Source organism: Yersinia ruckeri ATCC 29473 (assembly GCF_000754815.1).
GTDB lineage: Bacteria > Pseudomonadota > Gammaproteobacteria > Enterobacterales > Enterobacteriaceae > Yersinia > Yersinia ruckeri.
Genome location: NZ_KN150747.1, coordinates 110,991 through 122,653 on the forward strand (window position 1 = coordinate 110,991; position 11,663 = coordinate 122,653).

Consider the following 11,663-nt stretch of genomic DNA (forward strand, 5'->3'; position numbering starts at 1 on the left):
ATTGTTAGAAAGAAAGTGATACCGTGATGGTATCGGTAAAGGCTCCAGCCGTTGGTGTGGTTTGTCCAGATAAGATCTGTGCCGAATAGGTATAGTTTTTGGTGACTAAATCTGAGTTGGTACTGGTAGGAGCGTTGCTCGACCAAGCTTGCCCTGCCGCCAGATTGCCCCAGCGAGGAAAGGTGTTATTCGCACCCTGATAAATATCATAAGCAATGATATTGCCAGTACCGGTGCCAGTGCCATTTCTCGCCATATAACGTACACCGCCGACGGAGTGCTGGCCGTTATCCAGACTGACGGTATAAGTACTGCCTTTGGTGCAGACGACGGCAATATTTCTATTACTGACAGAAGAAAAACTACTGAGTAGCGGTTGGGAGCCAAAGCTGACTGAATCAGCAGTAATGGTCGTGCAGTCATTGGAGACAACGATTGTGACGATTAAAGGTAGTATCGGTGATCCTGTGGTCTGCCCACCCAGCGCACAGGTCAATATTGTACAGATAGAGTAAGTAGTTTTAATGCCGAGCGTTGTTGTATAGGTGCCTGCGGCGACGTTTAAGGATGATGAAGGTAGAGTGAGCAAATAAATCGGCAGCGTGAAGTTTTTGTTCGATGTAGAGAGGTTAATCAGGCTGCTGCTATTAAAATTAATTCCTGCTCCACCGATCAGCATTGGTGTTGTGCAAGGATTGGTGTTTGTGGTGCATACGCTTATTGGGATTGAATCTGTACTCGCCGCCGAGGTTTGTAACACTGGCGTGGAGCCATTGAAATAGGTTGAACTGACTAATTGCAGTGAGATGGTGTCATTAGTCAATAATCCTAGCACTGAAACAGTACAGTTCACTGATACTGAACCTGACGTTGAAGATGCGGGAGGAGTTTTTAGTGCAAAAGAGGTGACCGAGCCAAAAGTTCCATTCACTTCAGCAGTAGTACAGGCAGCCTGGACACAGTGAGTTCCTCCCGCTAGCAAGGCAATAAATAAAACCGCAAGGCCTATCATTCTTTTCATTTAATTTACCTGTGCTGGGGTGAGTGGGCAAACTATCGGGCTGCTCATCGTGGCGGGTTGAGAGGTTGAAGCATCGAAAGGCACTGTGATCTGACACTTTCTGCCGTCTGGCGTCACGACGGTTAAATCATTACTGGCAGCCAGGTCTTCCAGATACACAATGCCATCCCAGCCGACGTAAGTTGTCGTTTGCTTATCTCGTTGGATCTGGCTGGAGAGCGGTAGCGGCTTGCCCTGTTGATTGACGAGCACAAAACTCAGCGAGTTGGATTTTTTGAAATCGAAGTTCAGCATATAGCCGCTATGACGTTGCACGGATAGCCTTTTTTCGGTGTTGCCTATCCTTATATCCGCCGGTAAATCGGTGGTATCAATTTCATATTTGGCCGGATAATAAGATGTGATTCTGGGTACTAAAAGATAGCCACTATTATCAGTCACGCCGATTAGCTGATTTTCATAACGCACTCGCACGTTGGAATAACCCTGAGTGCTCACCAATACAAAAGCATCACTGATACGGTTGGCAGCGAACAGTGATTTATCCATCAATACCAACGAACCGCTGAGATCTGCCCATTGGGTGTCATCACCCGTATTACCATAGGTGCCAATAGCTGATTCAAACTTGGCGTTGCGCCAATTCAAGCTCGCTTGCTGATAATGGCTTTGATCTGATTGTCTGGCATAGGCCAGATCCCAGCTTAGGCCTCCATCACTCGGCATACCTCGGTTATAATTGACCTGCTGGCGGGTTTGGCCGTCGAGGTTGCGTTGGCTGGAAATACTGGCACTCGACTGCGTACCGAAAGGAATCATCAGAGAAAGGGCACCTGACCAGCCGTTGGCCTCAATATCGCGGGTGGCGGAAAGATACAGGCTGCTACCAGAGAGCAAAGAGTGGCTCCAGGACAGACTAAATAAGCGTGTTTGTTCATCGTCTTGGCCGTGAACATCAATATAGGCCGCCCCTAAATTGCCGAAATCATTCAGCATCACGCTGGCAGAATATTGAGCGCTACGACGACTAAGGGAATAAGTTGCATGATTATTGCCATCGTGACTATCGTAACTGGCCAGATTACCAAAATCGGGACTTCTTTGGGTATGCTGCGTGCCGAGGCTGAAACGGCCATGATCATACTGATAGCCCCAGCTGATTTGATTACCGCTTTTTCCTCGCATATTGCTTTGGCTATAAGCGAGATTTATCACGCCGAAATGACCGGGTTTAAATATGCTACCTAAGCCACCCAATGCCAGTGATTCAGCACTTTCACCGTGGCTTTCCAGGGTTAGATAATCAGTTACGCCATAACGGTAAGAGCCACTGACGACCGGTGGGCCATAGTCAAAGCTGTTGATACCATAGCCACGGCGGATGACGCCAGTAGAGAATGCATAATCGGCCAAGCCAGGTTTAAGTAGGGTGCTGGAAACGTAGAATGGCAGTGATACTGAAACCTGTCGACCCAGCGCATCCGTGGTCACTACAGTAGCTTCGCCTGCACCGTTGATAAAGGGCACATTGGTCAGGGTGAAAGGACCTGGACGGGCATGTTCACTGCTGGTCATATTGCCGTTGATAAATAAATCCACCGAGGTCGGCACCACGGCTTGGCCGGAAAACTGTGGCAGCGGAAAGGTCACAATATCGGGTCGGATGGAGAAGTCGCGGGAAACACTCAGGCCACCTATGCGGATGCTATTGCTCCAGACCAGAGAATCCGTGATTAGATCGCCAGCCTGCCAGCGAATGGCATTGGCTTCGTCAAAATGAGAGAAAGTGGTGTCGTAACGCAGATAACCGCCATAATTATCGCTACTTTCGCCAGAAAGTGCCTGTTTCGCGATACCGGAGTTGGAAATGTATCCATAGTGGCCAAATAGTCGCTGTTCACTCCAGGCCGCTAACTGACTATTACGCTTATAGCGGGAGGCATAAATATCGTAATTGAATAAAGCGCCAGTGCTGCTGACGGCCTGAAACTTCGGGTTTCTCATCGCGCTGGAAAGCGCCTGATTAGGTAGCCAGTCAGTGGGGACATCAAGCAACAGGCGCTGTTTTTCGCTGTCATACAGAACGGTTATTTGGGGAGCAGCACTAACGTCGGTTCGTGGAAAAGTCAGGTGCTCGGCGGCAATACCTGTGCGCTGTAAATCTTTTCCCCCGATCAAATAATGCCCATGTTGGAATTCAACCGGTACCACCAGGCCGGTTGCATATTGATTAATAACAAGTTCCAACTGGTACTGAATCATCTGCTCGGTCGATAACGCCGTCGGTGGCGGTGGCGGTGGCAGGGCAGACAATAATTCTTCTGCCGGCGATTCAGCATGAAACCCAGAAAAAACTGTCGTAATGATCACCAGTCTCCAAAATGGAGAATTACGGCCGTTTTTCATCAAGGTACTGTCTGTTCGTCCCTATTAAATTATTTCATACCCAGTTTGACGTTCTTTTGATTATTGACTTGCATGGTCAGCGAGGTAGCCGAATTGACACTAACTGGCCAGCGTTGGATGGAATGAGCCAGTACATAACCTAATAAACCATCTGAGACTTTTTTGTTCAGGCCTCCTTGTTGAAGGCTCACGTCACTTAGGCGGGCATGAATTGCGCCGCGATTGGTCACTTCCAGCATTTTCCGACCTTGCTGATCGACCAACTGCCAGCTTAATTTGGGTTGTTGAGAATTTTTTTCGGCGGCCAGATTGTCGTAGGCCAATCCATCACCATAGACAAAGAGTGGAATGGAGTAGCGCATTTGGAAATTCACGCCGAGGCCTTCTTGTGCTTTGGCGGAAAGCGTCGGTGTGGGAATTTCATCAATTAAAATGCGATAGGCCTGCTCCTGACCGGCTGGCGGTTCGATTTGTTTAATCAAACGGATCAATTGTCTTTTCCCTGCCTCGATACGAACAATCGGAGGGCTGGCGATAGTACTATTTTGTTGGTCAACATAGCCTTCTTTACCTGCCAATTGCTGCCAGCCTAAAACGCGGATTTGCATTATGGCGGCTTGCTCACCTTTATTTTCCACCCATAGAGTTGAGGATTTTTGTGCGGCAGGAATAATTGGGTCAATGGGCCAAATCAGCACATTATTGGCCGCTGATGCAGAAATGGTGATAGCCGAAAAAAATAGTGAAATTAATAATTGATAACAGTCTGTTGTGTGTTTTTTTGGTTTTTTCATTGTATCTTTCACCATGATAAGGTCACTGTTAACGTATCGGTATAAACCCCTGAATAGTGACTTCCATTTAAGGTTAATAAACCATAAATGGGTAACATAATATTGGTGTTATCACTAAAATTGATGGCGATATTGCTATTGACAGGGATAGCCATATTATTTGTGGTGTTATAAAGGTTGTAAGGCACGAGATATGACAGCGTACTGTGTTTCATATTGCGAACTGTGGTGAAGTTGCTGCCACCATTAATACCCATATTGAGAGAAGTGCCCGGCGTACAGGCGATAATAATTGATGAATTTTGGCTATAAGCCCCGGTAATTTGAGCCGTAGAATTACCGGGAATAGTACCGAAATCAATTTGCCCAAATACGCCGGTATTGGTGCCACTAATTAAGCAACCGTTAGCAATAGTGGCCGCGACCTGAAAGGTTTGTGTGGGTAACGCATCGATTTGGGTAATAAATAAAAATAATAAAAAAGGCCAGTTGCGAATAAATAGCGAGATACCTAGTGGCTTATGCCCCATAGCCTCCGTACTCCCTGTTATTAGTAGGTGATTTGTACGTTGATAGTATCGCTGTAGCTATCTGGGTAAAGTGAGGCGGGGCCAGAGACTCCCGTAATATTACCAAAGAAGGTATACAGGCTACCGTAGGTAGAATCCCCGGTTGTTGTCGCGACCACCGTGGTGTTATTGGTGACGATAGTGCTGTAAGCACTGTCGGTATACAGTCCGTAAACTATTGTCTGGAGTGGGTTGCTCGCTCCGGTCAAATAGCGAGGGGTGCTGGGCGCGGTGCCATGAACCACTCCGTTTACAGGCAAAGAATTACTGCTAATAACAGTTAGCACGGGAGTTACGCCTGGAGAGCAGAGAACGCTAATAGCGCTGCCGTTTGATCCTGAAGTAACAGAAAGAGTAGCACTAGCACTAGTGAACGTGGTGGTGGGAAATGCACCAAAACTCAGCGTACCTAGCGCCAAGCCACTGGAATCCGTCGGATTACCATTGACCATACAGGCACTGGTTAATGTTAGCGTCGCTCCAATGGTTCCGGTCGTTGTTCCGGCTGCCAGTGCAGAATTAAGGAAAAGCAAAGGAATACCGAGAGAGCAGAGAAGATGGTTTTTTTTCATCACTTACCCTTAAATTAGAGGGTTGGTCTATTTTTATAAGAATAAAACTAGACGGTTTAATTAATGGTACTTTAGGATTAAACACTAGGTTAGCAGCGGGTAAACTTCAAGTTTGCCAAATGTAGATTAGTTAATTTATTCTGAAATAAAATTTTATTTTATAATTGAAATCAAATATAGGAATTATGTGGTTATGTAGGGAGTGTTCCAACTGATTAATATTGTTTAACTCTCCCATTCCTCTAGAAAAACCCCCATTTAACTGCTTTTCTGTTCATTTTTTTTCCGTCATTCCAGCGGCTGTTTTCGAGAATAGTTCATTTCTTTTATTTAAGTAAAAATAAATCGTGATGATGGTCACGTTTTTAAAACAAAGATCACGGCATTGAATGTGATGTGAATCACGTTTTGTCTGAATTAAGGTGAAATAATATGCAAATTATTAACAAACAAACAGAGAAAATGAGACTTGCGTCACGCATAACACCCCTACTAGTTGGTTTATCATGTGACATCTATCACAAAATTTCCTCGGATTACACCCTTATAAAAGCTCGTGCTAGAGTTTTATTTGTATACAGCAATTCGGCGGATTTCGCAGTGTCGCCTTAATAATTATCTCGCGCTCTTATTGTCAGCGCGTACCAATAGGGGTGTTTTTATGTTTTCACCAGACATCAAGGTTAAAGTGCAAAACTTTGGCCGATTCCTCAGTAATATGGTCATGCCGAATATCGGCGCATTTATCGCTTGGGGTATTATTACAGCGTTATTTATTCCAACTGGCTGGCTGCCAAATGAAACGTTAGCCAAGCTTGTTGGCCCGATGATTACTTATTTATTGCCATTGTTAATCGGTTATACCGGCGGACGTTTGGTTGGCGGCGAGCGCGGTGGTGTCGTCGGTGCCATTACGACCATGGGCGTGATTGTGGGTGCCGATATGCCAATGTTCCTCGGCGCAATGATCGTGGGGCCGTTGGGTGGCTGGGCCATTAAGCACTTTGACCGTTGGGTCGACGGTAAAATCAAAAGCGGCTTCGAGATGTTGGTCAACAACTTCTCTGCCGGTATTATCGGTATGCTGCTGGCGATTTTGGCCTTTATGGCCATCGGGCCATTGGTTGAAATTCTGTCCAAAGCGTTGGCTGCTGGCGTGCATGTGATGGTTAAAAATAACCTGTTGCCGCTAACCTCTATCTTCGTCGAACCGGCGAAAATTCTGTTCCTGAATAATGCCATCAACCACGGCATCTTCTCGCCATTGGGCATTCAACAGGCTACGGAAACCGGCAAGTCGATTTTCTTCTTGATCGAAGCCAACCCAGGCCCAGGTATGGGTGTACTGATGGCTTACATGTTCTTCGGTAAAGGCAATGCCAAGCAGTCTGCTGGCGGCGCGGCTATCATTCATTTCTTCGGTGGTATCCACGAAATCTACTTCCCTTATGTGCTGATGAATCCACGTCTGTTGCTGGCGGTGATTTTGGGCGGTATGACCGGCGTATTCACTCTGACTTTGCTGAATGGCGGTTTGGTTTCTCCTGCCTCACCGGGTTCAATTCTGGCCGTGCTGGCGATGACGCCTAAAGGTGCTTACCTGGCTAATATCTCCGCTGTTGCTGCTGCTTTTGCTGTTTCTTTTGTTGTTTCAGCCATTTTGCTGAAAAACACCAAAGTCAAAGATGAAGACGAGAGTCTGGAAGATGCTACTCGTCGTATGCAGAATCTGAAATCGCAATCCAAAGGCGTTCAGGCAGCGAATGCTGCTGCGGCCGCTGGTGACCTGACCACGGTGCGTAAAATCATTGTGGCCTGCGATGCGGGTATGGGGTCTAGCGCGATGGGAGCCGGTGTCTTGCGCAAAAAAGTGCAGGACGCGGGGCTGAAACATATCTCGGTGACTAACTGTGCCATCAATAACTTACCTGAAGACGTCGATCTGGTCATTACTCACAGAGATTTGACCGAGCGGGCCATGCGTCACGCGCCTCAGGCACAGCATATTTCATTGACTAACTTCCTTGATAGCCAACTGTACAGCAACCTGACGGCACGTTTGGTAGAGGCCAGCAACACGGCGGAAAGCGCGCCAATAGTGCAGAAAGTGATTGAAACCCTTGATGACAGTTTTGAAGCTTCAGAATCCAGTCTCTTCAAACTGAGCGCGGAGAATATCTTCCTAAATCAACATGCTAACAATAAGGAAGACGCAATTCGCTTCGCGGGTGAACAGTTGGTTAAAGGCGGATACGTCGAGCCAGAATATGTCGCTGCCATGTTGGAGCGAGAAAAACTGACCTCTACCTATCTGGGGGAATCTATTGCGGTACCTCACGGCACGATTGAAGCCAAAGACCGCGTGCTGCGAACCGGCGTGGTGTTCTGCCAGTATCCAGACGGTGTTCGCTTTGGTGATGAAGAAGATGAAGTGGCTCGTTTGGTGATCGGTATTGCGGCACGTAATAACGAACATATTCAAGTTATTACCAGCCTGACCAATGCGTTGGATGATGACTCCATCATCGCGCGTCTGAGTAACACAAAAAGTGTGCAGGAAGTTTTGGACCTGCTCTCCGGTAAGAAATCAGCCTGAGGGCGATGAGTGTTGTCGGGCTGCGTAGAGATTTACGCAGCCTGAACAGGGGTCGGAATTCTCCAATGACTCGCTTTTCCAACGACAAATTCAAAGGTAAAAAACGATGAAAGCATTACATTTTGGTGCAGGTAACATTGGTCGCGGTTTCATTGGCAAATTACTGGCTGATGCAGGAGCTGAAGTGATTTTCGCCGACGTCAATCAACCGTTACTGGATGAGTTGAACCGTCGCAAGTGTTATCAGGTTAATGTGGTCGGCGAGCAAGCGCGTACGGAAGAGGTTAATAACGTGAGTGCCGTGCATAGCGGCAGCGAGGACGTGGTCACGCTGATTGCTGATGTCGATATTATTACCACTGCGGTTGGGCCACAGGTGTTGGCCAGAATAGCCGATCGTGTAGCGCAAGGGTTGGTAGCTCGCCACCAGAAGGGAAATAATCAGCCACTGAATATTATCGCCTGTGAAAATATGGTGCGTGGTACCAGCCAGCTAAAACAGCATGTTTTCGCCGTGCTGCCGGACAATGAAAAAGGCTGGGTTGAAGATCACGTCGGGTTTGTCGATTCCGCCGTCGATCGTATTGTGCCGCCGTCAGCGGCAGGCAGCACCGACCTGTTGGCCGTGACGGTTGAAACCTTTAGCGAGTGGATTGTCGATCAAACGCAGTTTAAGGGTCAGCCACCGAAAATTGCCGGTATGGAACTGACTGATAACCTGATGGCTTTTGTTGAACGTAAACTATTTACGCTGAATACCGGTCATGCCGTTACCGCTTATCTTGGCCAGTTATCGGGCCACCAAACCATTCGCGACGCTATTCTCGATCCACAGGTACGCCAGGTTGTTAAAGGGGCGATGGAAGAAAGTGGGGCGGTGCTGATTAAGCGCTATGGCTTTGATCCACAGAAACATGCGGCTTATATCAACAAAATTTTATCTCGCTTCGAAAACCCATACTTGCATGATGATGTTGAGCGGGTGGGGCGTCAGCCGTTACGTAAACTCAGCGCAGGCGACCGACTGATCAAGCCGCTGCTAGGCACACTGGAATACCAGTTACCTCACGACAATTTGGTGAAAGGTATTGCCGCCGCGATGAGTTATCGTAGCCAGCAAGATCCTCAGGCGCAGGAATGGGTTGAATTACTCGACACCGTCGGTCCGAAAGTGGCATTGGCTCAAGTTTCTTCATTGCTGGTCAATAGCGAGGTTGTCGAACAGGTGGTGAATGTGTATAACGCCATGCAGGAAAACCTGATGCACTGAGTTTTCGGGGGCGCGGATATACCTACTTTTTTACTCTCCCGGCATGAGTCGGGAGCTGAATTCCGTGGCGGGTAGAATGGAAAGTGAATGCTGACAGAAGGGATATCACTTTCTGCTCGGGACATCGGCTTAACAACACGGTTTTTATCTCGAAATAGTGGCGTATAACCCAATAGATTTTACGTTGTGCAACGGCAGTGATGAGGCGAGCTATCGCCAACGCCGCAGTCACGTGAAAGATGCAGGGTAGGGATCCGCCAGACGGCTATTAACCAACCATTGCAGTAGAAAACTGATGATTGAGAAAGCACAGGCATTTGAAAATCGAGTTCTGGAGCAGCTTAACGCCGGTAGAACCGTTCGGAGTTTCTTGATTGCCGCCGTAGATTTGCTGGCTGAGGCGTTGAACGTTCTGGTGGTGCAGGTTTTCCGCAAGGACGACTATGCGGTGAAGTATGCCGTTGAGCCGCTATTGATTGTTGATGGGCCGTTGGGGGAGTTATCGGTACGCCTCAAGCTGGTTTATGCCCTTGGCGTGATTTCCCGTCAGGAATATGAAGATGCTGAACTACTGATGGCGTTACGTGAAGAAATGAATAACGACGGCACCGAATATCGTTTCACCGACGATGAGATGCTGGGGCCGTTTGGTGAATTACACTGTGTTACCGCGCTACCGCCAGTACCGACATTTCTTACGGCGGAAGAAGCTGAGCCGTCGCTGATTGCCATGCAGCACCAGCGTTATCAGCAGGTACTACGTTCTACTATGGTGCTGTCAATTACCGAATTTATCGCCAGAATCAGTACTAAGCAGGTTTCTAAACTGTCACCGGTCATACCGCACTGATAAGCTGACTACACTGCCACTCCCGGCTCGTCGATTAACCGCCAGAGCGCGGTAATCGATACTCACCCTGTCCTGCATATTAAACCGTCACCGTATCCGGCTAACCTTCAGTACATGCTGCTATTGTCAGGCTTTTTAGCTGGCTCGCTGCTATCCGTTTTAATAACCGTGATATTGAGGGAGGGGGGGCCGGCACGGCAGCATGTCAAATCAGTGGATTACCGGCAGGAATTGGATAGTTATCTGCGGAGTAGTGGGCTGCCGAAAGATCCACATCCTGATACACTATAGGTGATATCCTATCCCCAACTTTAGCGAATTTTCGTGCCCATCAGTGGCATGTACGGGCCAACATTATGAAAGAACAAGCAGAAATCAAACGTCTTAGCGATATGCTGGATGCATTGAACCATAAAGACACCACGGTGATTCAACAAGGCAATGTTGATTTAATCGCCCAGCATATGAAAGAAAAAGAGAAAATGGCGGCTGAAATTCAGCGCCTGAAAGAAGTTCGGGTAAAAAATCTGAGCGTTCAGGCACAAGAGTTGACCAAAATGCCATTTAGCCGAGCGATCACCAAGAAAGAACAAGCTGATATGGGCTCGTTGAAAAAAGTGGCTCGTGGCTTGATTGTGGTTCACCCAATGACTGCGCTGGGTCGTGAGATGGGTCTGAAAGAAGTCACCGGTTACGCGAAAAAAGCATTCTGATTTTTATCTGCGGTAAAACAGAAACCGGGTTGATGCTAGTGCCATCACCCGGTTTTTTCTTTTCTTTTGCAGAATATGTACAGATAAAGTGTTTAGGTTGATGCTCGGCCGAGCAGGCGGTGGTTGAAATTTTCTATTTCTCCGCCGGTCAATCGCATGACCATCGCTTTACTCCAGCTGGCAGAAAGCCCAGCGGCGCTCAGTAAGCGGCGATACTCCTCTTCATCAAATGGCATATGGAAAGAGATAGCGATAGCTTCTGCTACCGAGATTTCGCTGTTGCGCGTAATCAGCGTTAAAGGCTGCTCATCACTGACCTTGCCCGCGGATACCACGCGATAAAGCCAGCCACACAGGCCTGTTTGCTGCATTAATACCGAAAGATCCTCAATACCAAAATGGAAATTGAGTTTGTAGCAAGGTGAACGTGGTTGTGTGACCTGAATCAGCGCTTCTCCCCAACGGAAAATATCACCGATATAGACATTGTCCTCTGTTAGCCCTTCGGTCGAAATATTTTCTCCGAAACTTGGCGCGGTGAAACTCTCCGCCTGTTCTGGGAATTGCTGACGCCAATGTTCGTAATGCTCACGCGGATAATGACACAGCGCTCGGTCTGGGCCGCCATGAACGCGTTTTTCCGCCTGTTCATCGCCTGCTAGCCCTAACGGCGTCAACATCAGGCTACCGTCTATTTGACGTTTGCCAATGGCGCTGGGGGTGCTGCCCGAATATGACTCGATATTACCGATATAGACCTGTGGATAATCCATAAGCTTCTCTTGTCTGCTGCCAACGAAGAAGATTAATAATACCGACAATGAGCTGGGTGACAAATTACAAAATCAAATGAATGTTATAGCATTAATTAA

At 47.7% G+C, this 11,663-nt stretch carries 10 protein-coding genes; 4 read left to right on the forward strand and 6 right to left on the reverse strand.

Annotated elements, in window-relative coordinates:
• Positions 1–4: 4 nt before the first annotated feature.
• From DJ39_RS00495 to DJ39_RS00515, 5 genes are all read right to left on the reverse strand, one after another.
• Positions 5–1,021, reverse strand: a complete 1,017-nt coding sequence (locus tag DJ39_RS00495; protein WP_038242163.1) for a Csu type fimbrial protein — start codon at positions 1,019–1,021, stop codon at positions 5–7.
• On the reverse strand, positions 1,022–3,391 hold the full coding sequence (locus DJ39_RS00500; protein WP_004718289.1) for a fimbria/pilus outer membrane usher protein: 2,370 nt from the start codon (positions 3,389–3,391) through the stop codon (positions 1,022–1,024). It lies immediately after the preceding gene.
• Between the two features lie 65 nt (positions 3,392–3,456).
• Positions 3,457–4,221, reverse strand: a complete 765-nt coding sequence (locus tag DJ39_RS00505) for a fimbrial biogenesis chaperone (RefSeq protein WP_004718291.1) — start codon at positions 4,219–4,221, stop codon at positions 3,457–3,459.
• Positions 4,222–4,229: 8 nt separating this feature from the next.
• On the reverse strand, positions 4,230–4,751 hold the full coding sequence (locus tag DJ39_RS00510) for a Csu type fimbrial protein (protein WP_004718293.1): 522 nt from the start codon (positions 4,749–4,751) through the stop codon (positions 4,230–4,232).
• 20 nt (positions 4,752–4,771) lie between these two features.
• Positions 4,772–5,362, reverse strand: coding sequence for a spore coat protein U domain-containing protein (locus DJ39_RS00515; RefSeq protein ID WP_038242159.1), 591 nt, complete (start codon positions 5,360–5,362; stop codon positions 4,772–4,774).
• A gap of 661 nt (positions 5,363–6,023) precedes the next feature.
• Between DJ39_RS00515 and DJ39_RS00520 the strand changes: the two genes are divergently transcribed.
• The 4 genes from DJ39_RS00520 to DJ39_RS00535 all read left to right on the forward strand — a co-directional run bounded on the left by DJ39_RS00520 (position 6,024) and on the right by DJ39_RS00535 (position 10,791).
• Positions 6,024–7,958, forward strand: coding sequence for a PTS mannitol transporter subunit IICBA (locus tag DJ39_RS00520; protein WP_004718297.1), 1,935 nt, complete (start codon positions 6,024–6,026; stop codon positions 7,956–7,958).
• Between the two features lie 106 nt (positions 7,959–8,064).
• Positions 8,065–9,228 (forward strand): mannitol-1-phosphate 5-dehydrogenase, encoded by a 1,164-nt coding sequence (locus tag DJ39_RS00525; protein ID WP_004718299.1) that lies wholly within the window; start codon positions 8,065–8,067, stop codon positions 9,226–9,228.
• Between the two features lie 295 nt (positions 9,229–9,523).
• Positions 9,524–10,078, forward strand: a complete 555-nt coding sequence (locus DJ39_RS00530) for an MltR family transcriptional regulator (RefSeq protein WP_004718301.1) — start codon at positions 9,524–9,526, stop codon at positions 10,076–10,078.
• A gap of 356 nt (positions 10,079–10,434) precedes the next feature.
• Positions 10,435–10,791, forward strand: coding sequence for a YibL family ribosome-associated protein (locus tag DJ39_RS00535; RefSeq protein WP_004718303.1), 357 nt, complete (start codon positions 10,435–10,437; stop codon positions 10,789–10,791).
• Between the two features lie 92 nt (positions 10,792–10,883).
• Here DJ39_RS00535 and yiiM read toward each other — a convergent pair whose 3' ends face one another.
• Entirely contained in the window at positions 10,884–11,564 is a 681-nt protein-coding gene (gene yiiM, locus DJ39_RS00540; RefSeq protein WP_004718305.1) for a 6-hydroxyaminopurine reductase, read from the reverse strand.
• Positions 11,565–11,663: the final 99 nt, after the last annotated feature.

Bases quoted from the DNA above. Each gene is read 5' to 3' on its own strand.
- DJ39_RS00495 (WP_038242163.1), bottom strand. From the start codon at position 1,021: ATGAAAAGAATGATAGGCCTTGCGGTTTTATTTATTGCCTTGCTAGCG.
- DJ39_RS00505 (WP_004718291.1), bottom strand. From the start codon at position 4,221: ATGAAAAAACCAAAAAAACACACAACAGACTGTTATCAATTATTAATT.
- DJ39_RS00510 (WP_004718293.1), bottom strand. From the start codon at position 4,751: ATGGGGCATAAGCCACTAGGTATCTCGCTATTTATTCGCAACTGGCCT.
- DJ39_RS00515 (WP_038242159.1), bottom strand. From the start codon at position 5,362: ATGAAAAAAAACCATCTTCTCTGCTCTCTCGGTATTCCTTTGCTTTTC.
- DJ39_RS00520 (WP_004718297.1), top strand. From the start codon at position 6,024: ATGTTTTCACCAGACATCAAGGTTAAAGTGCAAAACTTTGGCCGATTC.
- DJ39_RS00525 (WP_004718299.1), top strand. From the start codon at position 8,065: ATGAAAGCATTACATTTTGGTGCAGGTAACATTGGTCGCGGTTTCATT.
- DJ39_RS00530 (WP_004718301.1), top strand. From the start codon at position 9,524: ATGATTGAGAAAGCACAGGCATTTGAAAATCGAGTTCTGGAGCAGCTT.
- DJ39_RS00535 (WP_004718303.1), top strand. From the start codon at position 10,435: ATGAAAGAACAAGCAGAAATCAAACGTCTTAGCGATATGCTGGATGCA.
- yiiM (WP_004718305.1), bottom strand. From the start codon at position 11,564: ATGGATTATCCACAGGTCTATATCGGTAATATCGAGTCATATTCGGGC.